This is a genomic window from Acetobacteroides hydrogenigenes (assembly GCF_004340205.1).
In the GTDB taxonomy this organism is placed as follows: domain Bacteria; phylum Bacteroidota; class Bacteroidia; order Bacteroidales; family ZOR0009; genus Acetobacteroides; species Acetobacteroides hydrogenigenes.
Map to the genome: position 1 here is coordinate 66,958 of NZ_SLWB01000014.1, position 25,472 is coordinate 92,429.

The 25,472-nt window shown below is 46.9% G+C and carries 17 protein-coding genes; 9 read left to right on the forward strand and 8 right to left on the reverse strand.

What is annotated here, in order from left to right:
* Positions 1-67: 67 nt before the first annotated feature.
* The 3 genes from CLV25_RS12820 to CLV25_RS12830 all read left to right on the forward strand — a co-directional run bounded on the left by CLV25_RS12820 (position 68) and on the right by CLV25_RS12830 (position 4,263).
* Entirely contained in the window at positions 68-595 is a 528-nt protein-coding gene (locus CLV25_RS12820; protein ID WP_131840058.1) for a PH domain-containing protein, read from the forward strand.
* Complete coding sequence (locus CLV25_RS12825; RefSeq protein WP_131840059.1) at positions 585-2,081, forward strand: PH domain-containing protein; 1,497 nt, start codon at positions 585-587, stop codon at positions 2,079-2,081. Before CLV25_RS12820 ends, CLV25_RS12825 begins: the two co-directional genes overlap by 11 nt.
* Before the next feature lie 565 nt (positions 2,082-2,646).
* The gene (locus CLV25_RS12830; RefSeq protein WP_131840060.1) at positions 2,647-4,263 is read left to right on the forward strand and encodes a M28 family peptidase; all 1,617 of its coding nucleotides are present in this window, start codon (positions 2,647-2,649) and stop codon (positions 4,261-4,263) included.
* 262 nt (positions 4,264-4,525) lie between these two features.
* On the opposite strand, the gene CLV25_RS12835 is transcribed toward CLV25_RS12830, so the two are convergent.
* The 5 genes from CLV25_RS12835 to sufB form a co-directional block, all read right to left on the reverse strand.
* Positions 4,526-5,755 carry a cysteine desulfurase gene (locus tag CLV25_RS12835; protein WP_131840061.1) on the reverse strand — a complete coding sequence of 410 codons (1,230 nt, stop codon included), beginning with the start codon at positions 5,753-5,755 and terminating at the stop codon, positions 4,526-4,528.
* 233 nt (positions 5,756-5,988) lie between these two features.
* The gene (sufD, locus tag CLV25_RS12840) at positions 5,989-7,347 is read right to left on the reverse strand and encodes a Fe-S cluster assembly protein SufD (protein WP_131840062.1); all 1,359 of its coding nucleotides are present in this window, start codon (positions 7,345-7,347) and stop codon (positions 5,989-5,991) included.
* A 21-nt stretch (positions 7,348-7,368) separates the two neighbouring features.
* Positions 7,369-8,121, reverse strand: coding sequence for a Fe-S cluster assembly ATPase SufC (gene sufC / locus CLV25_RS12845; RefSeq protein WP_131840063.1), 753 nt, complete (start codon positions 8,119-8,121; stop codon positions 7,369-7,371).
* 59 nt (positions 8,122-8,180) lie between these two features.
* A complete protein-coding gene (locus CLV25_RS12850) occupies positions 8,181-8,552 on the reverse strand; it encodes a four helix bundle protein (protein WP_131840064.1) in 372 nt (123 codons plus the stop codon).
* 44 nt (positions 8,553-8,596) lie between these two features.
* Complete coding sequence (gene sufB / locus CLV25_RS12855; protein ID WP_131840065.1) at positions 8,597-10,042, reverse strand: Fe-S cluster assembly protein SufB; 1,446 nt, start codon at positions 10,040-10,042, stop codon at positions 8,597-8,599.
* 181 nt (positions 10,043-10,223) lie between these two features.
* On the opposite strand from sufB, the gene thiL reads away from it, so the two are divergent.
* From thiL to pdxA, 3 genes are all read left to right on the forward strand, one after another.
* Positions 10,224-11,264 carry a thiamine-phosphate kinase gene (gene thiL / locus CLV25_RS12860; protein ID WP_243649633.1) on the forward strand — a complete coding sequence of 347 codons (1,041 nt, stop codon included), beginning with the start codon at positions 10,224-10,226 and terminating at the stop codon, positions 11,262-11,264.
* Between the two features lie 16 nt (positions 11,265-11,280).
* The gene (locus CLV25_RS12865; protein WP_207895673.1) at positions 11,281-12,510 is read left to right on the forward strand and encodes a glycosyltransferase; all 1,230 of its coding nucleotides are present in this window, start codon (positions 11,281-11,283) and stop codon (positions 12,508-12,510) included.
* Between the two features lie 94 nt (positions 12,511-12,604).
* Positions 12,605-13,654 carry a 4-hydroxythreonine-4-phosphate dehydrogenase PdxA gene (pdxA, locus tag CLV25_RS12870; protein ID WP_131840068.1) on the forward strand — a complete coding sequence of 350 codons (1,050 nt, stop codon included), beginning with the start codon at positions 12,605-12,607 and terminating at the stop codon, positions 13,652-13,654.
* Positions 13,655-13,723: 69 nt separating this feature from the next.
* Here pdxA and CLV25_RS12875 read toward each other — a convergent pair whose 3' ends face one another.
* Together CLV25_RS12875 and CLV25_RS12880 are read right to left on the reverse strand one after the other, a co-directional pair.
* Positions 13,724-16,981 carry a TonB-dependent receptor gene (locus CLV25_RS12875; RefSeq protein ID WP_131840069.1) on the reverse strand — a complete coding sequence of 1,086 codons (3,258 nt, stop codon included), beginning with the start codon at positions 16,979-16,981 and terminating at the stop codon, positions 13,724-13,726.
* 241 nt (positions 16,982-17,222) lie between these two features.
* Positions 17,223-18,449 (reverse strand): 3-deoxy-D-manno-octulosonic acid transferase, encoded by a 1,227-nt coding sequence (locus tag CLV25_RS12880; protein ID WP_131840070.1) that lies wholly within the window; start codon positions 18,447-18,449, stop codon positions 17,223-17,225.
* Between the two features lie 571 nt (positions 18,450-19,020).
* On the opposite strand from CLV25_RS12880, the gene CLV25_RS12885 reads away from it, so the two are divergent.
* Positions 19,021-19,512 carry a prolyl-tRNA synthetase associated domain-containing protein gene (locus tag CLV25_RS12885; RefSeq protein WP_131840071.1) on the forward strand — a complete coding sequence of 164 codons (492 nt, stop codon included), beginning with the start codon at positions 19,021-19,023 and terminating at the stop codon, positions 19,510-19,512.
* A 9-nt stretch (positions 19,513-19,521) separates the two neighbouring features.
* On the opposite strand, the gene CLV25_RS12890 is transcribed toward CLV25_RS12885, so the two are convergent.
* Positions 19,522-20,772 (reverse strand): Gfo/Idh/MocA family protein, encoded by a 1,251-nt coding sequence (locus CLV25_RS12890; RefSeq protein WP_131840072.1) that lies wholly within the window; start codon positions 20,770-20,772, stop codon positions 19,522-19,524.
* 235 nt (positions 20,773-21,007) lie between these two features.
* Between CLV25_RS12890 and CLV25_RS12895 the strand changes: the two genes are divergently transcribed.
* Both CLV25_RS12895 and CLV25_RS12900 read left to right on the forward strand, forming a co-directional pair.
* On the forward strand, positions 21,008-24,163 hold the full coding sequence (locus CLV25_RS12895) for a glycoside hydrolase family 2 TIM barrel-domain containing protein (protein WP_131840073.1): 3,156 nt from the start codon (positions 21,008-21,010) through the stop codon (positions 24,161-24,163).
* A 228-nt stretch (positions 24,164-24,391) separates the two neighbouring features.
* Complete coding sequence (locus CLV25_RS12900) at positions 24,392-25,318, forward strand: alpha/beta hydrolase (protein ID WP_131840074.1); 927 nt, start codon at positions 24,392-24,394, stop codon at positions 25,316-25,318.
* Positions 25,319-25,472 lie beyond the last annotated feature (154 nt).

The window sequence follows — 25,472 nt, forward strand, 5'->3', positions numbered from 1 at the left end:
TCGCCCCTACTCATATCCCCCCATTCTCTTGCCCATCTCCTCCAGTTGGCTATCTTTGAAAACAAAAATGCTATTCGAAAACCCATCCTTCAACATAGAGGAGTTCCCAAACGCCTCTAAGCCCAGCTACACTCCGCTGCAAAACGACTATATCATGGTGCAGCTCTTCAACGCCATCTTGCTGTACGTATCCATATTTGCCGTTATAGCCTTCGTGGCGCTAGTGGGTATTAACGCCTTCTGGTCCCATCCCATTCTATACACGATGCTAATGGTAGTGCTAATGCTTGCCCTGTTGGGATTACAAGTATACCTTATCATGGCCGGTTTCAAGTACAAGGGCTACTGCATCCGTCAGCACGATGTGCTCTACCGCAGCGGCCTCATCTTTAAGCGCGAGCTGGCGGTTCCGCTTCGAAGAATTCAGCATGTAGAGGTTAAGCGTGGCGTATTTGCCCGCATTTTCGATCTGGCATCGCTCCACATCTACACCGCAGGTAGCGGCAGCGTTGACCTAAAGATACCGGGACTAAGCCTCGCCGATGCCGAAAAGCTGATGGAACACCTCTCCCAAACCATCTCTCATGAGCGCTAAGTCCATCGACCTTTCCCAGCCCAATCGGCTACACATGGGCGGCATGGCCATCTTCTTTGGCCTATCGGCTAAGAAGTTTATTCAGTACATATGGCCCATTCTGCTCATCCGCGTGTTCGACAAGGATGGATCGATGCTTGCTGCCTTCATCCTACTGGGCATTATTGCCGCCGTTGCCATTATCCATGCACTGCTGGAGTATCTCTACTTCACCTTTCAGATCACCTCCGGCGAGCTGACGGTGCGCAGCGGCTACATCCGCAAGAAGCAGGTGTCCGTTCCTCTGTCAAAAATTCAAAGCCTAAATATGAAGCAGAACCTGCTTCAGCGGCTGCTAAAGATTTACGAACTTGAGGTGAATACCGCTGGGGCCAAGGGCTCGGAGGTGACGCTGCAGGCTCTTAGTTTAACCACCATTCGTGAGGTAGAACAGCTGGTAAACCTAGGCTCTTCGAACATCTCGGAAGAGGAGCACGATGCGGAGGCCCCCCCTATCACAAACGAAGAGCACGAGCAAACCATAATGCGGCTAAGCCCTACCGATCTGCTGCGTGTGGGCCTTACCAACAACCACATCAAGGTTATCCTTATCGTGTACGGTTTCCTGTTTGGTATCTACGACGACCTTCCCGAAAGGTGGCAGCGGTTGGTGGTGGATACGCTTGATCAGTTTTCGGCACAAGCCTCCAGCCAGTTGGCCATCTACCTTGCCTTGGGGCTGCTGTGCGCCATCATTTTTACGGTGACGGGGGCCATTCTGGCAACCTTTGCCTGGCACTTCAACCTAAAGTTGAGCCACACGCCCAGCCGTTTGGTGCTGGATGCCGGACTTATTGCGCATAAGCGGGTGCTTATCCCCTTCAGGAAAATCCAGACCCTTACCTGGACCACCAATCCGCTTCGACGGCTAATCGGCATCTTCGCCGTTTCGGTAGGGCAGGCATCCTCGCTTGAGGAAACCGAGAAGATGAAGGCCAACGTTCCTGGATGTACCGATGCTCAGGTAGAGCAGATTCAGCAGGCCCTTTTTGGAACCAGCCTAATGGCCCAGCCAGAGCAGCTGCACCGCAGCCACTGGATATACCTCCGCAACCTTTGGCTAATGTTTGGGTTGGCTCCTGCGGCCGTAGTTTCTATTGTGGGTTACCTCGCAGATAGTCCGCTGGTATGGAGCTGGCTTTGGGCTATCGTATACCTACCCTTTGCCTACCTAAGCTGGCGCCACGCCTACTTCTACATGGACGAGCAGCACGTGGTGGTTAGCAGCGGCTCGTTTGGCCACAAGCGCCAGATGTTTGCCCTACATAAGATTCAGGGGGTGTCTGTACGACAATCTATCTGGCAAAAGCCAAGGGGCAGAGCTTCCGCCACGCTCTACTTGGCAGGCGAAACCATCACCCTATCGCAGATAGACGCTGCCACAGCCTACGCGCTGCGCGACTACGCCCTCTTCCTGGCCGAAAGCGAGCAGCAACCGTGGATGTAGGATTCTAAACGACATATCCAACCGATAAATGTAAGGGCGAAAGATTTTTCGCCCTTACATTTTATTGACGCCCCCATCCTTGACAGCACCTCCCATAACCATCCGGATGGGCATCAACCGAGGTGTAAGCACCTTACTGCCGTGCAAAATGAAGGAACCCCGAGGTATCTCCATTTTGTAAACATACAAAACTAAAGTATCTCGGGGTATTTGCATTTTGCAGCTATGCAAAATATAAGTACCCTGAGGTTTTTTTATTTTGTTAAATTACAAAATAAAGATTCCCCGAAGTATTTCTACTTTGTAAGCAAGCAAAGTAAAAGTACCCCGGAATTCCTGCATTTTGTAGCCATGCAAAGAGGAAGTACCCCAAGGTATCAGCATTTTGCAGCCGTGCAAAGTACAGATACCCCGAGAGTCCTTTTGTTTGCATCCCTCTGAAGGTAAACGCCAATGAACGGATGCCCATTTTCGAGGTCATCCGAAGCCATCGCCTGCAAATAGTCGGCTAAATGCTTGGCGCTCTCGGGTAGAATGGTAGCTTTGCAGCACTAAAACAAGCGCTATGCAACGCATCCTACTTTCAATCATACTGCTCTTCGGTGCGGCCACAACCATGGCGCAGAGGGGCGAGAAGGCCATCAGTCCACGGCAGATGGTTAAGGATATCCTAACGCTCGAGGCCGACTCGATGCAGGGGCGCGAGCCCTGCACCATTGGCGAGACGCGTGCCGTAAGCTACCTCACCACCCGCATGAAGGAGCTGGGCCTACGCCCCGCCTTCGGCAGCAGCTACACGCAGGCGGTGCCGCTGGTGGCCATCCGCAGCCAGCTGCCGCAAACCATCACCATCGGCTCGCCCGAGGGGATTCCGCTGGAGTACCAGGCGGGCACCGATGTTTCGGTGTGGAGCCCTACCACCCAGCCAACCATTAGCATCAAAAATTCACCAATGGTATTCGTAGGGTTTGGGGTAAATGCTCCCGAGAGCCAGTGGGACGACTTCAAGGGCATCGACGTGAAGGGCAAAACCATCGTGGTGCTGGTAAACGACCCCGGCTTCTACAACCACGACACCTCCCTCTTTAAGGGCAAGGCGATGACCTACTACGGCCGCTGGCGCTACAAGTTCGAGGAGGCCGAGCGCCGCGGTGCCGCCGCCTGCCTTATCGTGCACGACGATGCCGGCGCCGGCTACCCCTGGAGCGTGGTAAACGGTCACACCAACAACAAGGAGTTTTACATTGATGATCCTGCGCTGGAGAATCCCCGCTGCATGGTAACCGGATGGCTCACCAAGAGCGCCGCCGTCAGCCTGATGGAGGCCGCCGGATATCGCCTAACCGACCTGATGGATGCCGCCGCCAAACGCACGTTCCAGCCCGTAGACCTGCGCTGCAGCTTCAGCATCGACATTAAGAACGAGCTATCGCGCGGCGAATCGCAGAATGTTGCCGGATATATCAAGGGATCGAAGCACCCCGACGAGGTGATCGTCTACAGCGGTCACTGGGATCACCTAGGGTTTGGCAAGCCCGTTAACGGCGATTCGATCATCCACGGGGCCTCCGATAACGCCTCGGCCATCGCCTGGATGTTCGCCATCGCGCAAGGCTTTAAGAATGGGCCAGCACCCGAGCGCTCTATCCTCTTCCTTTCGCCTACCGCAGAGGAGGCCGGACTGCTGGGCAGCAGCTACTACGTGCAGCATCCAACCTTCGCAATGAAGAAGACCGTAGCCATGTTTAACACCGACGTATTCGTGTTCATCGGCAAGTTTAGGGATGTCACCATCACCGGCCCCGGCCACTCGGAGCTCGACGGAATGCTCCGCGAGGCCGCCGCAACCCAGGGTCGCTACCTAGCCGATGACCCTACCCCCGACAACGGCATGTTCTACCGCTCCGACCAGCAGCCCTTCCTTAAGGCAGGTGTGCCTGCGCTATTCGCCAAGGGATATATTGATAACGTAGAGCTAGGAAAGGAGAAAACCGCACTGGTTAATGCCGAGTACTGGAAAACGGTATACCACAAGCCCACCGACAGGTTTATCCCGGGAGTAAGCAAGGTCGATGGCGTGTACGAGGATGCCATCCTCTTCTACCGCCTCGGATATAAGCTGGCCAACAGCCGCACCTTCCCCAAGTGGATGAAGAGTTCGGAGTTTTACGTGGAGAGGTAATCTTCTAAAGAAGTTACACGGATGTAATCGGAAGTTAGACTGAAGTTAAACGGAATAGTGCAATAAAAAAGAGCCGCTGCGCATTGCAACGGCTCTTTTTATATATTCTGGATTGCCAACTACTCCGCCCTAAGGGCACCCCTCGTTGAGAAGGAGGGGAATTTCTTCGAAGTTGGCATTGCCTTTATTCTTTAACTTCTGAAATTCCTTCCGTTTAACTTCCGACTAACTTCTGTATAACATCCGATTAACTTCTCTGTATTTAGTACGCTCCCCCGAACATCTGCTGTACTACCAGCAACGCCTCGTAGAGTCTATCTACCTCCTCTTTGGTGTTGTACATGGCAAACGATGCACGAACAGTACCATCGATTCCAAAGTGGTCCATGATAGGTTCGGTACAGTGGGTTCCGGTGCGGACTGCAATACCCAGCTTATCGAGCACCATGCCCGTATCAAGCATGTGGATGCCGTTTAGCAAAAACGATATGATGGCAGCCTTATGAGGAGCCTTGCCGTATACCGTAAGGCTTCCAATGGTGGATAGCCGCTGGTTGGCGTAGTGAAGCAGACTATGCTCGTGCGCTTGGATGTTTTTCAGACCAATCTCTTCGATATAGCGAATGGCAGCACCCAATCCAACAGCACCAATATAGTTAGTGGTTCCAGCTTCAAACTTAAGGGGTAGCTCTGCCCAGGTTGTATTGCCATCGAGTTTCACGTGGGCAATCATATCACCTCCACCCTGATAGGGAGGCATTTCCTCAAGGTACTTTTCTTTTCCGTAGAGTATTCCAATACCCGTTGGTCCGTATACCTTATGTCCGGCAAACACGTAGAAGTCGGCATCGATATCCTGCACATCCACCTCCATGTGAGGTGCAGCCTGCGATCCATCCACCAGCACCGGAACGCCCAACGCATGAGCACGAGCCACAATCTCCTTAACGGGATTGATGGTGCCAAGCGAATTGGATACGTGAACCAGCCCAAGGATCTTTGTCTTTTCGGTGATCAGGCTTTCAAGGAGGTTATCCTGAAGGATTCCCTTACTATCGAATGGAATGTACTTAAGGATAGCTCCCTTTCGCTGGCATAGCAGCTGCCAGGGCACGATGTTGGCATGGTGCTCCATCTCGGTGATGAGTATCTCATCTCCCTCCTTGATGTACTTCTCCCCAAACGAGTACGCCACGGTATTGATAGCAGCCGTAGCTCCAGCGGTGAAGACAATCTCACGGGTGCTAGCGGCATTCAGAAACGAGCGCACCGTTTCTCGTGCAGCCTCGTACATCTCGGTGCTCTGCTGCGAAAGATAGTGCACCCCACGGTGGATGTTAGCATTCCAAAAAGTGCTCATCTGGTTCACCGATTCGAGCACGGCACGAGGCTTCTGCGTGGTGGCACCATTATCCAGGTACACCAAAGGTCGCTTATTTACCTCGCGCGACAGTATTGGAAAGTCTTCCCGTATCCTATTTACGTCGTACATTTTCTTTTGAGATATTAGAATTAGATGTTAGATATTATGCATAAGTAGCAAAACATATAAGTAGTAAAGATAGCATTCAACCACCCCGCCCTTCGGGCACCCCTCCTTGATAAGGAGGGGAGTAACTTCGAAGTATGTTTTGCTAATTCTTTAACTTCTCTAACTTCACAATTCTTTGACTTCTTCCGTTTAACTTCCGAGTAACTTCAGTTTCCGTTTAACTTCTTGCCCCTCTACATACAATGCATCTCGCACACATTGCAGCGGCTAAGCTCGCCACGCAGACGCTTGTTTACAAGTTCGTCAATGCGGTCGCGGAGCGGCTCAATACCGATGTGCTGGATAACCTCATGGGCAAATCCGAACATCTGAAGCAGCGTAGCCTCGCGCTCGCCAATACCGCGTGCACGCATGTAGAATACCTGATCGGTATCGGGCTGACCAACGGTTGCTCCGTGGCTACACTTCACATCGTCGGCATAAATCTCAAGCTGAGGTTTGGTGTACACCTTGGCATCATCGGTAAGCTGAAGCGTACGGTTGCTCTGGTATGCCTCGGTCTTCTGGGCATCCCTAGCCACGTACACCATTCCGTTGAAGGCAGCAACGCCATTGTCATCAAGCACCCCCTTAAAGAGCTGGTTGCTGAAGCAGCGTGGTACGTTATGGTTAACCACGGTGCGGCTATCAACTTGCTGATCTTTATCAACCAGATATAGACCAGATAGCTTATTCTCGCACTCCTCGCCATTGAGGTTAGCGGTTACATTGTTGCGAACCAAACCGCCATGTAGGGTAACTGCATGGGAGGTATAGCGGCTCTGCTTATCCTGATGTACGTACACATTGGAGATGAGCGTTGATCCATTGTTCGCATTCTGCATCTTAACCACCTCTACAGAGGCATTGCGCTCAACAAACACCTCCGTAACAGAGTTGGTAAGAAAGCTATTTGTTGATAACGTATGATCGCAGATGGCAACCTTCGCCTCACTATTCTCCTCGAAGATGAAAAGATTTCGAGGCTGGGTAAGTATATCCTCGTTCGAAACAAATCCGTTAAGAATCTGAATTGTTTGATCGAGAACAACACCCTTTGGTATATATAGGAATACGCCATCCTGTGCAAATGCCGTATTGAGTGCGGTTAATCCCTCGGTTGCATTATCGGCAACCTTGTTGTAGTACTTCTCGAACAGCTCAGGATACTGGGTTGATGCAGCGGCAAACGAGCCAAACACTACTCCATTATCCAAAACGGTTAGCTTCTCGCCAAAGTAAAACCCATTCACCAGCATTGCCAAGTGGGCATTCAGGTTAGGCACATCGCACTTAAAGAGATCCGATTGCTCTACGGAGATATTCTGTGAGGCAAAGTACTTTTCGTACTCCTTCTCGAATACCAACTGGATGTCGGTATACTTATACTTTTCGTTTTTCTTGTTGGGGATGCCGTTGAGCAGGAAGCTCTCGATGGCATCGGCACGAACGTTGTTCACCGCAAGCGATACCCCATCGGTAAGCATCTCCATGTTGGCGATGTAGAGGTCTACCAGCGATTTAACAACGTTATTTTCTATAGGCTTACTCATTTCTGCTCAAGTTTTGGGGCATTAGAATTCGCCATCCTTAATTAGCCAGTCGTAACCCTTTTCCTCTAGTTCAAGCGCAAGTTCTTTACCCTCAGACTTGATGATGCGACCGTTATAAAGCACGTGTACAAAGTCTGGCACGATATAGTCGAGCAAGCGCTGGTAGTGGGTGATAACGATGGTTGCGTTATCGGGTCTCTTAAGCTTAGTTACACCGGTAGCCACAATGCGTAGCGCATCGATGTCCAGTCCCGAGTCGGTTTCATCGAGGATGGATAGCTTTGGCTCGAGCATCGCCATTTGGAAGATCTCGTTACGCTTCTTCTCGCCACCCGAGAAGCCCTCGTTCACCGAACGATTGGTAAGCTTAGCATCGATCTCCACGATCTGGCTCTTCTCACGCATCATCTTCAGGAAGTCTGATGCAGAGATGGCAGTTAGCCCCTTATACTCGCGGTGCGCGTTAACCGCAGCACGCATAAAGTTGGTCATCGACACTCCTGGGATCTCCACAGGATACTGAAACCCTAGGAAGATACCTTCACGTGAGCGATCCTCAGGCGATAGATCAAGAAGATTCTTACCCTCAAAGATCACCTCACCATCGGTAACCTCAAACATTTCCTTGCCAGCCAGAACCGAAGCAAGAGTACTTTTACCAGACCCATTAGGTCCCATGATTGCGTGAACCTCGCCAGGATTTACCTCGAGGTTGATCCCCTTTAGGATTTCCTTGCCATTAATGCTGGCATGAAGATTTTTTATCTGAAGCATTTCTCTTTGTTTTTGCAGAACTGTTTGGGAAGTTAAAGAAGTTAATGAAGTTAATGAAGTTAGTGAATATCGGATGATATAGCCTTACAGTAACTATTCAACAACCTGCTTGCATCATTTAGAATTTCAAGCAATGCTCCTTTTTCATCTCCCGTTATGTAGTTCAAGTCCTTTGATAGTATTAAGTAATAGCGACACTCTTCGAGAGAACCTTGTGCCATATTAAAGAATCTCAACTTATCGGGTTTTCCTTTTTTCTTGTAACCTTCAGCAATGTTTGCTGCGATTGAAACAGCAGCCCTTCTAAATTGACTCGTCAAACCGAAGTCTTCTCTTTTTGGATAGGTGCTTGTTTTACTATAAACTTCCAAAATAAACGCATGGGCTTTCTTCCATGCATTCAACTCCTCAAAAGTTTTAGTTCCTTCCATATTCTTTAACTTCTTTGACTTCAATATTCTTTAACTTCTGCTCCCTATCCTACACTTCCCTCCAAGCTTACCGCCAGCAGCTTTTGCGCCTCAACTGCAAATTCCATTGGCAACTTGTTGAGCACCTCTTTTGCGTAACCGTTTACGATAAGACCAACGGCCTCCTCGGTTGACAGCCCACGTTGGTTGCAGTAGAAAATCTGATCTTCACCAATCTTCGAGGTAGTTGCCTCGTGCTCTACTATGGCTGTCTTGTTGTTAGTCTCGATGTAGGGGAAGGTGTGTGCACCGCACTTATCGCCCATAAGCAGCGAGTCGCACTGCGAGTAGTTGCGGGCGTTATCGGCGTTCTTGGTAACCTTCACCAATCCACGGTAGCTGTTGTTGCTTACCCCTGCCGAAATACCCTTCGATACAATTCGACTCTTGGTGTTCTTCCCGATATGAATCATCTTGGTACCAGTATCAGCCTGTTGGTGGTTGTTGGTAACCGCCACCGAGTAGAACTCTCCAATGGAGCTATCGCCCATTAGGATACAACTTGGATACTTCCAGGTAATTGCCGATCCGGTTTCGATCTGTGTCCACGAAAGTTTTGCCCTATCGCCCTTGCATATACCTCGCTTGGTAACGAAGTTGTAAATACCACCTCGTCCCTCCTTATCGCCGGGATACCAGTTCTGAACGGTTGAGTACTTCACCTCGGCATCCTTCATCACCACAATCTCTACGATGGCGGCGTGGAGCTGGTTCTCGTCGCGCATTGGAGCGGTACAACCTTCGAGGTAGCTAACGTACGATTTTTCGTCGGCAACGATAAGCGTACGCTCGAACTGACCCGTGTTAGCCGCATTGATACGGAAGTAAGTCGACAATTCCATTGGGCAACGAACACCCTCGGGGATGTAGCAGAACGATCCGTCGCTGAATACAGCCGAGTTGAGCGCTGCAAAGTAGTTGTCGGTATAGGGAACCACCGATGCCAGGTACTTTCGCACCAAATCGGGATGCTCGCGAACGGCCTCGCTAAACGAGCAGAAGATAATTCCCTTTTCGGCAAGCGTATCCTTAAAGGTCGTCTTTACCGATACGCTATCCATTACCGCATCGACAGCAACACCGGCAAGGTGAGCCTGCTCGTCGAGCGGGATGCCCAGCTTGTTGAAAGTCTCCTTAAGCTCAGGATCAACCTCATCCATACTGGCATACTTAGCCTGTTGCTTAGGCGCCGAATAGTAAATGATATCCTGATAATCGATCTCGGGAATATTCAAATGCGCCCACTTGGGCATCTCCATGGTTTGCCAGTGGCGAAACGCCTTGAGCCTAAACTCAAGCAGCCATTCCGGCTCCTCCTTTTTTTGGGATATGAGTCGGACGATATCCTCGTTCAATCCCTTCGGAATTTTGTCCTCCTGAACGTCGGTAACAAAGCCGTACTTATATTCGCCCTTCGTTACGTCGTCTAGGATGTTATCTTGACTATCCATTACTGCATATCTTTGTTTGTCGGACTAACAAAGCTAAACCTTTAATGTTTACCTTTGTAATCGGTTTACAAGTTGTTATGTAGAATAAATCTAAATTAGGGCAAAGATAGTCAGTTTTTTATAATAGTTGCCCAAAAACAGCTTTAAAACCGCATACTATCACTAAAAAATGGGATTGCAAATGTCGTCAGAAAAAGCAAGACGCACAGAACTCTCCACCTTCGGCGAGTTTGGACTTATCGACCACCTTACATCATTGCTAAAGTATAAGCAGGAATCTACTCAAACCGGTGTCGGCGACGATGCCGCCGTGATCGACTTGGGCGATCGCTATATGCTGCTATCTACCGATCTACTTCTGGAAGGAATTCAGTTCGATCTTACCTATACCCCCCTTCGCCACCTCGGCTACAAGGCGGTGGTTACCGGCATCTCGGACATCTACGCCATGAACGGAACGCCAACGCAGATCACCATTGGTCTTGGCATTTCGAAGCGCTTCTCGGTGGAGATGCTCGACGAGCTCTACGACGGCATCCGCCTTGCCTGCGACACGTACAACGTCGACTTGGTGGGCGGCGACACAACCAGTTCGCTAACGGGACTTACGATTAGCACTAGCACCGTGGGCTTTGTAGATAAGCAAAAGATTACCTTCCGTAGCGGCGCTAAAGAAAACGACCTAATATGCGTAAGCGGAAACCTTGGTGCAGCCTTTATGGGACTTCAGATTCTGGAGCGCGAAAAACGCGTGTTTGAGGGTAATGCCAACGTACAACCTCAACTCGAAGGGTTCGACTACGTCCTGCAGCGCCAACTGAAACCCGAAGCTCAAAAAGATATCATAGATCTACTTGCAGAGTTAGGCATCCAGCCTACTTCGATGATCGACCTTTCGGACGGACTGGCTTCTGACACCCTTCAAATTTGCAAGAGTTCGAAGGTTGGTGCCCGAATCTACCTCGATAAGATGCCCATTGCCAGCGAAACCTTTAGGGCTGGGGAGGAGATGAACTTCGACCCTGCTATTGCTGCCCTAAACGGAGGCGAAGACTACGAACTGCTCTTCACCGCACCCATCGAGCTGCACGACCAACTGAAAAATCTTGCAGGAATTGACGTAATTGGCCATATCACAGCCGAGAGCAAAGGCGCCTATCTGATAACTCCCGATGGAGGCGAAATACCGCTGCAGGCACAGGGCTGGGGAGCAAAGGAGTAGTTCTAAGAATTCCAAATTGAGCAATAACAAACGAATGCCCAACAGTAAACTAGTCATATTCACTGATAGCTACCCCTACGGAAGCGCAGAGCCATTTCTGGCAAATGAGCTGGAGTACCTCGCTGCTGCTTTCGAGAAGATACTAATTATCCCGCTGAACTACGGCACCTCGAAGGAGGCACGAGCGCTACCCGCTAATGTTACCTGCACGAAGCCCATACTAAACAGCACCAAGGATAAGGTGGAGCTCGCCAAACGGGGACTGTTGAACTGTGTCCCTTTGGGATGGTATCTAGGGGAGCTGCTTAAAGGAAAGGCAACCGCATCGGCAAAAACGATGTGGAGCTGGGGTATTGGGCTGCTGCTAAGCCGCGCTATCCTATCCAGTAAGCAGGTGAAAAATGTTTTAAAGGATGATGACTGCACAACATTCTACTTTTACTGGGGCATCCGCAGTTCGTTCATCATCCCACTAATAAATAAAAAAGGTAGGAAGATCGCCGTGCGGTTCCACGGATCGGACACCTACGAGGAAACAAACGGGGGCTACATCCCCCTTCGCGAACAGCAGCTGGCTGCTATTGACCGATGCTATTTCTGCTCCGAGTATGGAAAAAGATACGTTGAGAACAAGTACCCTTTTGTACAAGCAAAGGCTGAGGTTTCGAGGCTGGGTGTACACGAACGAGGTGTTGGCCAACCAAGCACCGATGGCGTATTTCGGATAATCACGCTATCGAATATGGTGCCGCTTAAGCGCCTCGAGCTGCTTGTGGAAGCGCTAATGCACTCCACCATCCGCATAGAGTGGACACATATCGGCGATGGTGAAACATGGGAAACCGTTACCTCTTCGGCCCAACAGCTGCCATCAAACGTAAAGGCAGCCTTCCTAGGAAGGCTACCAAATCAAAAGGTCATCGAGTATCTTACCAAAAATTCGGTAGACCTATTTTTAAACGTCAGCAGCAGCGAGGGCGTTCCTGTTTCAATCATGGAAGCCCTATCGATGGGCATCCCCGTTTTGGCAACGGCTGTTGGCGGCTCGCCCGAGATTGTAGACGATAAAGTTGGCCGGCTGGTTTCTCCAAGCATCACTCCAGAAGAGTTAATGCGCGAAATTGAGGCCATTGCCCAACACCCCAGCTACGATACCCTTCGGGCAAACGCCCGAAATCGGTGGACCGAACGGTGCAACGCAAAAACGCTATACCAGCAGTTTTGCCAATCAATTTTAAACATTTAGAGCCGTTCTTTATTTATAAAAACAGGTAACAATTTTTGTAAGCCGTAAATTGCTACCTTAGAGACGAAATTTAACTTTGTAAAAAATATTTACAATGATAGACGGAAAAGTAGTAGTAGGAATCACTCAAGGCGATATAAACGGAATTGGTTACGAGGTTATTATGAAGACGCTGGCCGATTCTCGCATTAATGAGATATGCATCCCCGTGGTTTACGGATCACCGAAGGTTGCCGCATACCATCGCAAGTTTATTAACGTAGAAAACTTCTCGTTCAATCCAGCAAAAAGTATTGAAGACATCCACCCCAAACGTTCCAACCTTATAAACGTAATGGATGATAACGTACGGGTTGATGCTGGAAAATCGACGCCATTAGGAGGAGCCGGCGCCGTTACAGCACTTGACATTGCAACACAAGACTTACGAGATGGTAAAATAGATGTTCTTGTAACTGCACCTATAAACAAGCAAAACGTTCAGTCGGAAGAGTTCAGTTTCCCAGGGCATACCGAATACCTCGAGCGCAAGTTTAACAGCGAATCGCTAATGATTATGATTAGCGATGTACTAAAGATTGGGGTGGTAACAACCCACGTTCCCATCAAAGATCTACCATTCCTCATCTCGAAGGAGCTGATCCTTTCGAAGCTGCGCATGCTCAACGAATCGTTGGTTGTTGATTTTGCCATTCGCGGCCCCCGAATTGCCGTACTTGGCTTAAATCCCCATGCCGGCGACAGTGGCTTAATTGGTATTGAAGAAAACGAGGTAATTATACCTGCCATTAAAGCAGCCAACGAAGAGGGCATCATGACCTTTGGGCCATATCCTGCCGACGGATTCTTTGGATCTGACAGCTTCCGCAAGTTCGATGCCGTGCTGGCCATGTACCACGATCAGGGACTTATTCCATTTAAGGTAACCTCATTTGGTAGCGGCGTTAACTATACCGCAGGACTACCCGTAATTAGAACATCACCAGCCCACGGAACAGCCTACAACCTCGTTGGACAGGATATCGCCTCTCCAGACAGCTTCCGCAGCGCCATTTACGCGGCTATAGACATCTTCCGCAACCGTTCTATGTACCGTGAGATCTCTAAAAATCCGCTAGCACACGTTGATCCTGATTCTATCTAGGACTTAGGCAACTTATATACTACAAAAAAGAGGCTCGTTTGAGCCTCTTTTTTTATTAGGTATTAAATGTTAGAACGTGTATCTAACACCAATTAATGCACCCCAGGTGCTTGACGTACTTCTAACATCCTTATAAGTTGAAGTTGGAAGTTGAGGTTTTCCATCAACTGTAATGGTATTCATTTGGAAGGTTGGCTTATTATCCGTCCCTACGGTAGATTTAAGCAATGTAAAATCATAGCTTCCAATAGATTGAGTTTGACGAACACCCCAATCCTTGTTAATAAGGTTGCCTACATTAAGTAAATCCAGACTTACTTGTAAAGAATGACGACGCTTTCCAATATTTGTAAACACATCCTGAAGTAACTTAAAGTCAAAGCGGTTATACCAAGGCATAACAGCCCCATAACGTTCAGCATATTGGCCCTTATGATTTTTAAGATAATCGTCCTGATTTACAAACTTCCAAAAAGCGTCATTTTGCTGAGCAGCAGTAAACAGAACGGCACCATTACTCTTTATATCAGTAAATGTGATTTCTGTTGCATCCTTTGGTATATACATTAAATCTGCAGTATTTCCATCATTATTGATGTCTGTAGAATATATGTACGACAACCTACCCATGCTACTTCCTTCATAAAGTAAAGAAACCGTTGTTGCCAAATGTCTTAGGTACTCAATACGGTAAGAAATAGACCCAACAACTCTATGAGGAACTGTAAATTGAGAATAGCTTAATCCTGGATTATTTTGACCGTAAACGGCAGGATTACTTTGCCATGCAGAAGATGCGGTAGAACCTGGATTTGCAGAAAGGTCTTTAGCCATGCTATAAGTGTAGGCAATTGATCCTGATAACCCATTAGAGTATGGCTTAGTCAACATAGCCGTAAGAGAATAAGAATATCCCTTGCTAGCATTTTCCAGCTGCATTGCTGTAGATACAGAAGATACATAACGCTTATCAGCATTAGTAGCTGCTTTGGGGAAAATTGGACGTTGATCAGGTCCTACAAGATTTCCACTATATGCTTTTTGATTTACATTATACTGAACCACCGCATTTACATCCTTTGTGTAAATAAATTCACCTGTAAATACAAAATCCTGGAAAGGAATCTTGATATCGGTAGCAAGGTTGCTTCTCCATACCTGAGGCATCTTAAAGTCAGGAGAAACAACGGCCATTGAACCAGGGGCTGTTGTACTTGGAGATGAAGGGAACTTACTCTTATAATAGAATGGATCTTTATTGAAAAGAAGTGTTGCCAAGGTAGCAGCATCTGTAATTTCAACTGTATTCTGAAGAGTTCCACTATTGGTAGGCTGATTGGTAAACCAAACAAAAGGTAAGCGTCCGGTAAATAAACCCGTTCCTCCTCGAACCTGAACAGTCCTATCACTCAAAACATCGTAGTTAAATCCGATACGTGGAGACCACTGAATCTTTGCCTCTGGCCACTGCCCAACATCAATTTTTTGACCTCCAAAATTAAGTGCAGCAATTGCAGAATTTGGAAGTGGATCTTTTAAATAGAAAGGACGCTCAACCCTAAGACCTGCTGTGATCTTAAGATTATCTAGCACTTGGATTTCGTCTTGCAAATAAACGCTACCATAGCCGAACTTCAATTCAGCATAACCATCTCCGGCTCCTTCATAAGGATAGGTTAAACCAAATGCAGTAGGAGCCTTATTGGTCATAAAATCGTCCATAGATGCATATCGATAGTAGCTTGTTCCATAGCGCTTATAGCTATTACCAAAGTATAGGTAATCGTAGGAGAATCCGGCTGTTAATGTATGCTTACCTAGATAGAAGTTGAAGTTATCTGCAAGGGTAAACACATTGTTTTTTACATCATTATCATAGGTAAAGAGTTCGTAACCAAAACTCATGTAAGGAGTTCCTTCTTTATAAATATCCACAAATGGGAATATATCGCTATCAGAATCTCTTTTATCCCTAATTTTCGTATAGGTAACAATAAACTTGTTGGCCATTTTTGACCCAAATACGCTATTTAATTCTGCAGACAAGGAGTTTACTGTATTCTCAAAATTATAGTTCGCACCAGTAAAGGCCATTGACTTTTCACTAATACGGCCATAGGTAGAACGAGGATTTGGAGCGCTTGTTGCATTTACCTCTTGGTCATTTGTAGATTTCACTGTATTGAAACGAACCGTAAACTTATGCGACTTGTTGATATTCCAATCCAAGCGAACTAAAAATTTATTGTTCTTGCTTTCAAAATTATCAAAGTTTTTATAGCTACCTGGATTGTACCCATGAGTACCTATTAGATAATTCCGCATTATATCAAGATCCTCCTCTGTAGTTCTTGATATATACTTTGCAGGGTCAGCAGCAAGAGTTGAACTTGAAGGTCTCCAAATTGTCCCAGGGAAAGATGATTTTTCATTTTCCGCATTTACAAAGAAGAACAACTTGTTTTTCACAATAGGTCCACCAACTCGAGCACCTGTTGTTGTAGTGGTGGATTTGGTGAGATTTAAGGTATAGTCGCCAACATGCTTTCCATTAAACGATTTATCGCGATAGTAGAGGTATGCAGAGCCTTTATATTCATTGTCGCCACTTCGGGTAACTGCATTAATGCTTGCACCCGTAAAGTTTGACTGCCTTACATCATATGGTGCAATATTAACACTTACCTCTTCAATAGCATCAAGGCTTATAGGTTGAGCATCCCCTCCTGGCAGATTCTTAGAACTCAAGCCGAAGCTATTATTAAAGTCTGCTCCATCAATTTTAATAGTATTATAACGTCCATCACGACCAGCGAAACTATTCCCATTAGCCTGAGGAACCAATCTTGTAAAATCATTTACGCTTCGGCTAATTGAAGGAAGAGTTGTTATTTCTCTATTGGAAACAGCTGTTGCAGCACCAGTTCTTTGGGAATTCAGAATAGGATTTCTCCCTGCTTGAATCACAACCTCCTTAAGTTCCAGCGTCGCTTCTTTTAAACTAGAATTTAGAACATAATTTTGTCCCAACTGAAGAACAATATCCGAATAGACTGCGGTCTGAAAACCAATCATTCTAATTTCAGCTTTGTATGGGCCCCCTACTCTCATGTTAGGAATTCGAAAGGTCCCTTTCGCGTCGGTAACCGTACCGTATTGGGTACCCGAAGGTTCGTGCGTAAGCTGAACCGTAGCACCAGGAAGAGGAGCGTTTTTATCATCTACGACTCTACCACTCGTAGAAGAAGTAGTAACCTGACCAAACGCTAGCGAACAAACAAGGGCTACTGCTAATGTCAGGAAAGCCCTTTTTAATGTAATTCTCATGTTCTGAACCGTTTTGTTTAATTATGTATCTGTTGTAAAATTATCGCCAAATAGAACTACCAATGGTAGCACAATCTTAAGATTGCATTATTTCTAAGCTAATCACCACAGCTAACACACGGTCAGACTCTCCCCGCTCAATCATCTAACTTAGGTTGTAAATATATATTAATATTCACAAATATCAGTTAATCGGTCGGGGGATTTTTACATTCACTCCTTAAAAAAAGGGTTACTTTTCTTACATTATTCCTTGTATGATGGTTTGTGTTGCACCTATATGAGAAGTAACGTATTCTTTAGCGGCTTTTGAAGATTGGTGTAAAGCCTGTGAATTCTTTGTCAATAAACCCATTACGTCATTAAATTGGACATAATTCTCAATTGAGAATGCAGCTTTTAATCCAACTAAATCTTTTGCTTCTTGAAATTTGTGGTAGTTTGGCCCAAATACGATGGGTAGGCCAAAAGTTGCCGCTTCAAGAGTATTATGGATGCCTACGCCAAAGCCCCCTCCTATGTAGGCAACCTTACCATGCCGATAAACGGAAGATAGAATGCCAATGGTATCAACAACTAGGATTTGAGCATTGGCAGCCTCCTCTGGGGAAGCTTGCGTATAGCGAACCGTTTTAAGCGCTCTAAACTTTGCAAGGATGTCCTGAATATGCCCCTCGCCAATTTCGTGAGGAGCAACTACCATTTTTAGCGACGGATTTGCAGCAGCATATTCGGCAAGTATTGTCTCGTCATCGGGCCAAGTGCTACCCGCAATAAGGGCAAAATTGTCACCTACAAACGAGCCTACTATCGGTAAATCTTTTACGTTACGGGCAATATCGGCAACCCTGTCGAAACGGGTATCTCCGGATATGGTTACATTGGTTACGCCTATAGACCTAAGCAGGTCGCACGACTGCTGATTCTGCACAAATAGCTGGCGGTAGTTCCGTAGTATCCGGCGAAACATACCTCCATACCAGCGGAAGAAAATCTGATTTGGGCGGAAAATGGCAGATATAACGTAGGTGGGAATACTGTTTCTATGAAGTGCTTGAAGGTAGTAGTACCAAAACTCGTACTTCACGAATACTGCTGCTTTGGGTCGAACGATTTGAATAAAGCGCTTGGCGTTAAAGTAGGTGTCGAGAGGTAGGTAGAAGATGTAATCGGCACCCTCGTAGTTTTTCCGAATCTCGTAGCCCGAAGGGGAGAAAAAGGTAAGCAGAATTTTGCTGCTTGGGTGCTGCTTCTTGTATGCTTCAATTACCGGCCTCCCCTGTTCAAACTCGCCCAACGATGCGCAATGAAACCAAATAACATCATCGGCATCCGAAATTTGAGCACGTAGCCTCTTGAAAATGCTTCGCCTGCCGCTTATCCACTTTTTTGCCTTATCGTTAGAGATAGATGCGATTAGGATTAGAACAAAATATATGCGGAGCAAAATGCTGTAAAGTATGATCATCGTTTTTCGAAGTTGAACGCGGCAAAAGTAGCGTTATGATTCTACAAACACAAATTTAACACATTCATCCAGCGGATTACATTAAGAATTAGCTACACGAAACTTGCATACGAGTATTGCAATAAATGCATCGCGTAATTTTTGATGCGGAAGCGCTTCCCTTATCCTCCAAGCTATTTCGGATACGAATGTGCTATTTTCTGGTTAATCGGAGCTGCTTTCCTATAAGATAGGAACCTTTTCCTATGACAAATGGGCTATTCCTTATAAGAAATGAAGCATTCCTTATGAGAAATGGATTATTTCTTATGAGAAATGAAGCATTTCTTGGAGGAAATGGGCCATTTCTTATAGGAAATGAATTATTTCTTGGAAGAAATGAGCCATTTCATATAAGCATTAGCCTCAAAAAAGCTTTCCCGATCAAGCTGAAAAACAACGCACAAAGTTCGTCGATAGAGAATATGAGGCATGGGAGAATCATCTCCCCATACCCGATGCTCTAGGACCGGTTCTACCTAAATGCTTACCTTTGCGCCAAGTGTAACATGACAAAGCAACGCAAAATAGCATGAACGGAAGTCCTGCTCTATATGAACTTTTGGATGAGCTAAACATCGGCTACGAATACCACGAGCACCCCGAAGCTCCAACCATCGAAATTGCCATGCAGTACTGGGATGGAATCGATGCCACCCATTGTAAAAACCTTTTTTTCAGAAACCATAAGGGAAACAAGCACTACCTGGTACTGCTCGAATGCTCGCAGGCACTAGACATCCACGATCTCGAAAAACGGTTGAAGCAGGGGAAAATCAGCTTTGCCTCCCCCGAAAGAATGGATAAGTATCTTGGGGTTAAACCCGGATCGGTAACGCCTTTTGCGCTAATCAACGACAGCCAAAAGCATGTGCATGTTTTTATCGACAAGAACTTGCAGAAGGCGAAGTTCCTTAGCTTCCATCCGCTGGTAAATACGGCCTCGCTGGTTATCAAAAGAGATGATCTCCTTAAGCTTCTCGATCATCTAGGGAACACCTACGAATTCATCGAAATGTACTAATGCATAAGGCTACTGGGCGAAGCTAAGCCCGGTAAGCCTTTCCCATGCTCCCCTCGTAAAATCGGGAATCTTAACAGGAGTAGAGCCCAACTCTACCGACTTAGCCGACAGCTCTACGATACACGACCATTCGGCAGCATCGTACACATCAACATCAAGGGGCAAACCTTTTCTCAAGCAGTACACCAACCGGTAATCCATAATAAAGTCCATTCCTCCATGTGCGCCTACCTTTTGAGCAACTTCACCCTGCTCCTTATAGAATGGATGCTCGTACTGCTTCAGCATTATATTCAGTTCCCCCTTACTTAGGTAGCAGCTCGGATTTTCGCCAAAGGCAATACCCGGCTCTATACGCTTATCGGCAAAGCCTTTGGTTCCACACACCAAATAGTTTCGGGAATAGGGCCGTGGGCTCGATATGTCGTGCTGTAACACCACCGTTTTCCCCTTATGGGTTTTAACTAAGGAAGTGTTGACGTTGCCAAGCGTACAGCATTCCTTTTTAACCATACCGCCCTCGGCTGCTGGATGGTTAAACTGGTTGCCCGACATGGACACCAGCATATCCAGCTTATCGCCACGATGGATGTTGAGCAGCTGGCAAAGCGGTCCAAACCCATGCGTTGGGTAAGGATTTCCCAGCATCGACCATGAGTTCAGATAATCTGGCTTTTGTACAAAATCGAGCCAGCGCAGATCGTGAATGTACGCTCCCTCGCAGTGAAATATTTCACCCAAAACATTCTGCTGTGCCATGTTGAGAATGGTTAGCTCGAACTTATCGTAGCAGCAATTCTCGAGCATAAAGCAATGGCGACGCGTTATCTCGGCCGTATCCACCAATGCCCAGCAATCCTCTACCGAAAGAGCCGCCGGCACTTCTACAGCAACATGCTTCCCCATTTGCATAGCGTACACAGCAATGGGCGCATGCAATTGCCAATGCGTGCAAATGTATACTAGGTCGACATCGGGAAGCGCGCATACCGTCTTCCAATCATCGGGCTGATCATACTCACGAGCAGCAGGAAGCCCATGCTGCCGAAGCTTATCTGCAACAAAAGAAAGATTGGAAGGGTTAACATCGCAAACCGCCACAATTTGCACATTGTTGATGTACATGTAGTGGTTGATCGATTCTTTCCCCCTTTTGCCAAGTCCAATAAAAGCAATCCGAACAACATCCAGCGGCTCGCAGGCCAGCCGAAGAACATCCTGCTGATTCGGTTTACGGTCGGGCTCAGGAAATGCGAACATATCGTAATGAAATCCTTTTACAACTTGTTATTGTCCTACCACGGTTGTAGGAACGCCAGCAAAATAACAGAATCTAAGCATGACACCCGAACCTGCAATTGTTAAATAAGCAGAACTAGCTTGCAGTAATTCCTCAACCCGAACCCTACCAGTAGGTATTTGTTTTTAAAGGTAATAGCCCTGTTTATTCCTTTTTAGATGTATCTTTAACGCTTCATAATCTAAACACTCCGTTATGAGGAAACATTTACTTATAGCACCATTTTTCTGCTTAATAGGAGGAGCTCTGGCACAAACGCTTCCGACAGAACTGCAGACTCCTCAGGTTGTTGAGGTGAACCGGCAGCCTATGCGAGCCACAAGCTTTGCCTTCGAAAGCGAAGACCTAGCAAAGAGCCTGAAAAAGGAAAACTCGAAGCGTTTTCTTTCGCTTAACGGCAATTGGAAGTTCAACTGGGTAAAGAATCCTAACGATCGCCCAAAAAACTTCTATCTCCCCGATTTCGACGATTCGAAGTGGGACAACTTTAAGGTTCCTGCAAACTGGGAGGTAAACGGCTATGGAATTCCGATCTATACCAATCACGCATACGAGTTTGCAGGAAATGCCAAAAGAGGAGCTAAGCTTAATCCTCCTTTCGACATTCCCGAAAACTACAATCCGGTAGGATCGTACCGCAAGACATTCGAGTTGCCCGAGGATTGGAAAGGCCAGCAAATTTTTATCCATCTTGGAGCCGTAAAATCGGCCTTCTTCATCTACGTAAATGGAGAAAAGGTTGGATACAGCGAGGATAGCAAGCTTGCGGCCGAATTCGACATTACCAAGTGGGTAAAGTCTGGCAAGAACCTTGTAGCCCTTCAGGTGTACCGCTGGAGCGATGGCTCGTACCTCGAATGCCAAGATATGTTCCGCATTTCGGGTATCGAAAGGGATGTATACCTATACGCAACTCCGCTTATCGACATCCGCGACTTTAAGCTGAAGTCTGAGCTCACCAATAGCTACAAGGATGGTTCATTTAAGCTAGATGCCAATGTATCGAGCTATATAGTTGATAAGAATACCCTTCATAGTAAACCCGAAAGCTTTTTCGTTTCAGCCAAAATTGTAGACTCCGATGGTAAGGTTGTTTTCAGCCAAAAATCGACCAAGAACGAGGTGCTAGGACGCTACCATAAAATGGTTTCCCTTTCTGGAACCATTCCTAATGTTAAGCAGTGGTCGGCAGAGATTCCTAACCTGTACACCCTTTTCATCACACTAGAAAATTCAAAGGGCGAAGTCGTTGAAGTTATTCCACAACGAATAGGCTTCAGAACCATAGAGGTAAAGGGAACCGATGTTCTTGTAAACGGCAAGCGCGTATTCTTTAAAGGAGTAAATCGTCACGAGGCTAGCCCAAGAAATGGGCACACCCTAACCCACGAAGAAATGCGTAAGGATATTGAGATGATGAAGAAGTTGAACGTAAACGCCGTTCGCTGCTCGCACTATCCACCCGATCCTTACTTCTTCGACCTTTGCGATGAGTACGGCATGTACGTTATCGATGAAGCCAACATCGAGTCGCACGGTCGCTACTACGACCTTGAGTACACCCTTGGCAACGATAATGCTTGGTTCAATCCTCACATGCAGCGCATCCTGCGCATGTACGAGCGCGATAAGAACAGAACCTGCGTGCTCTTCTGGTCGCTAGGCAACGAAGCCGGCAACGGTAGCAACTTCTATGCTGCTTACGACTGGCTTAAGGCTAACGATAACCGTCCTGTACAGTACGAGCGTGCAGAATGGGACTACAACACCGATATTATTTGCCCTCAATACCCCGATCCAGCATGGATGATCGAGTACTCGAAGGGTAACCCTACCCGTCCGCTTATTATGTCGGAGTATGCGCACATTATGGGCAACAGCCTTGGCAACTTCAAAGAGTACTGGGACGTTATCGAAAGCTACCCATCGCTGCAAGGCGGCTTCATCTGGGAGTGGATCGATCAGGGTATCGACACCGTTAAGAACGGCAAGCGCATCATTGCCTACGGCGGCGATTTCCCTCTAGAAGGTCCTGTCGACGAGAACTTCTCCGACAACAACTTCTGCGTAAAGGGAGTTGTTACCGGCGATAGAGGATACACCCCCATGTCACGCGAAGTAAAAAAGGTTTACGAGCACATCAAAACCAAATCTGACGATCCAAAATCGGGTAAGGTAACCATCACCAATGGCTACTTCTTCCGCGATCTGTCGAACTTCCAGCTTAACTGGAGCCTAGTTGAAGATGGTAAAGTTGTTGAAAAAGGCGTAATAAGCGATATCAACACAGCCCCACAAACATCAAAGGACGTTGCCATTGCCTACAAAACAAAGCTTAAAGCAGACAAGGAGTACTTCCTCAATATCGTTTACACCCTAAAGAAGGAAGAGCCACTCCTTCCTGCTGGATATGACCAAACCTACGCACAGCTTTCCGTACAATCGAAGGCCGCAAAGGTTGACGTGGCTCCAGCTAAAGGTAAACTTACCATAGTGGAAGATGGTAGGACTGTTACCGTAAAGGGCAGTGCGTTCGAGGCGAACTTCGACTTTAAGACGGGCGTGCTATCATCCTACAAGATAGGAAAGGAAACGATTATTAGCGAAGGTCCTAAGCCAAACTTCTGGCGTGCACCAAACGACAACGACATAGGAGCAGGCTTTAACAAGAACTTCCGCATGTGGCGCAGCGCCTACGACGAGGGCACCCTTACCGATGCTACCGTTAAGGATAACGGCAATGGCACCGTTACGGTTAACATTAAAAAGAGCCTGCTGAATGGCGATGCCATCTCCGAGCAAATCTTCACCATCGATGCTAAAGGTAACATTAAGGTGAGCAATAGCTTTACTGCTGTTAAGGGAACCTACAAAGGGCTGCTTCGAGTAGGTAATGCCATGACCTTGAACAAGGCCTACAGCAACATCAGCTGGTACGGTCGTGGCCCATGGGAAAGTTACTGGGATCGCAAAACATCCGCCATTGTTGGCCTTTACAAGCAGAACGTTAGCGAAGCTTACTTTCCCTATGCCCGCCCACAAGAGAGCGGCAACAAGAGCGATGTTCGCTGGCTAACCATGACCAACGCTAAAGGCAAAGGGGTGAAAATTGAAGGTGAAGAGCATCTTAACGTCTGCGCTTTACCCTACACCATCGACCAATTAGATCCTGAAGTAGATAAAAAACAGTATCACTCTGGCGAGCTTACCGAAGCACCATTCATCAACTTTAACGTAGACCTCCAGCAAATGGGCGTAGGCGGTGTTGACAGCTGGGGCTCGTGGCCTATAGAAAAGTATCAGCTTAAGTTTAAAAGTTACAGCTACTCGTACTGGATTAAACCCATCTAGCCAACGAGCTGCATAATACACAAGAGGATGTCCCTGTGGGCATCCTCTTTCTTTTTGCTCAATTTTGTAGCAATTCAACACAATAGCTACTACTTTTCGGAGTTATGTATAAAGCACTATACTAATGAGAATAGGAACAAGAACTACAAATCATGATTCAACTCGTTTTGTAGAAAATATCTTGTCTTTATTATATCTTGTGCATTGATACTTTATACCTTTTACAATATGAGCCATACCTTACGTTACCTTACCCTAGCAATTATCCTTGTATTGGGATGTGCAACCGTTTATGGGATTAAGCCAAGCGGCAGCTACAATATTCAAAGTATTACCCAGAAATATCCAAACATCACCTTTACAAGGGTGATAACACATGACAAATACCACCTCCAGTTGGCCGACATTGCCCCAACGGCTAAGGATAAGAACGTAACAGTGCTCATCTGCTACCCCGACTCGGGCAACATTAAGGAGTGGCTTGGCTACGGAATGCTCCTTGCCGAACGGGGCTACCGAACTATCATGTTCGACTACCGCGGTTTTGGTCTCAGCGACAAATTTTCCATCGAAAAGGACACTCTTTACTACGACGAATTTAGTATAGATGCCAACACCGCTTACAACTACATCAAAAAGCGATATCCCAACAGCAAGGTGGGGCTCTTTGGCATGTCGATGGGCAGCATAATGACCACTACAATTGCCCTAAAGCATAAGGGCGATTTCATTATCGGCGATTCGTACGTTTGCGATATGGATAGCGCCATTAACCAAATAGAACAAATCTACAAAAGAAAGATGGCCACACCAGCCAGCGCATACGACTACAACAACAACCTTCAGTACCTCTGCCAGCCCATCCTCCTACTTAATGGGAAATACGATACGATTTGCGAATCGAGCACTGCCGCTTTCGCAAGCAGTAAACACGTTGAATCGGTTGCCTACGACGGGGGACATATGGAAGGACCTTTGGCTCTAAAAGAGGCTTACTTTAACCGAATTGACGAATTTATAGAAGGCCTCAACAACACTGAGAATAACGAAAACCATGCCGTAAGCCCATACGCCATTCTGCTAGCCGTTATTGTTTTCGGAGTGCTTTTCAATCACATTGCACGAAAAAGAAAAATTGCTTCTAATGTAGGATAACCTCCTATATCAGTAAAGGAAAAGTCTATTCAACAAGTTGATTACGAAAAAAAATATATTGTACCCATTCCTATCAAAACGATTAGAGATGCTGGCCTAGAAGCAAGCGAGAGCATATAACTGCACCAAGGTTCTCGGGAAAAGCTTGGTTTTA

Bases quoted from the DNA above. Each gene is read 5' to 3' on its own strand.
- CLV25_RS12830 (WP_131840060.1), top strand. From the start codon at position 2,647: ATGCAACGCATCCTACTTTCAATCATACTGCTCTTCGGTGCGGCCACA.
- sufC (WP_131840063.1), bottom strand. From the start codon at position 8,121: ATGCTTCAGATAAAAAATCTTCATGCCAGCATTAATGGCAAGGAAATC.
- pdxA (WP_131840068.1), top strand. From the start codon at position 12,605: ATGATAGACGGAAAAGTAGTAGTAGGAATCACTCAAGGCGATATAAAC.
- CLV25_RS12820 (WP_131840058.1), top strand. From the start codon at position 68: ATGCTATTCGAAAACCCATCCTTCAACATAGAGGAGTTCCCAAACGCC.
- CLV25_RS12890 (WP_131840072.1), bottom strand. From the start codon at position 20,772: ATGTTCGCATTTCCTGAGCCCGACCGTAAACCGAATCAGCAGGATGTT.
- sufD (WP_131840062.1), bottom strand. From the start codon at position 7,347: ATGAGTAAGCCTATAGAAAATAACGTTGTTAAATCGCTGGTAGACCTC.
- CLV25_RS12825 (WP_131840059.1), top strand. From the start codon at position 585: ATGAGCGCTAAGTCCATCGACCTTTCCCAGCCCAATCGGCTACACATG.
- sufB (WP_131840065.1), bottom strand. From the start codon at position 10,042: ATGGATAGTCAAGATAACATCCTAGACGACGTAACGAAGGGCGAATAT.
- CLV25_RS12880 (WP_131840070.1), bottom strand. From the start codon at position 18,449: ATGATCATACTTTACAGCATTTTGCTCCGCATATATTTTGTTCTAATC.
- CLV25_RS12850 (WP_131840064.1), bottom strand. From the start codon at position 8,552: ATGGAAGGAACTAAAACTTTTGAGGAGTTGAATGCATGGAAGAAAGCC.
- CLV25_RS12885 (WP_131840071.1), top strand. From the start codon at position 19,021: ATGAACGGAAGTCCTGCTCTATATGAACTTTTGGATGAGCTAAACATC.
- CLV25_RS12895 (WP_131840073.1), top strand. From the start codon at position 21,008: ATGAGGAAACATTTACTTATAGCACCATTTTTCTGCTTAATAGGAGGA.
- CLV25_RS12900 (WP_131840074.1), top strand. From the start codon at position 24,392: ATGAGCCATACCTTACGTTACCTTACCCTAGCAATTATCCTTGTATTG.
- thiL (WP_243649633.1), top strand. From the start codon at position 10,224: ATGTCGTCAGAAAAAGCAAGACGCACAGAACTCTCCACCTTCGGCGAG.
- CLV25_RS12875 (WP_131840069.1), bottom strand. From the start codon at position 16,981: ATGAGAATTACATTAAAAAGGGCTTTCCTGACATTAGCAGTAGCCCTT.
- CLV25_RS12835 (WP_131840061.1), bottom strand. From the start codon at position 5,755: ATGTACGACGTAAATAGGATACGGGAAGACTTTCCAATACTGTCGCGC.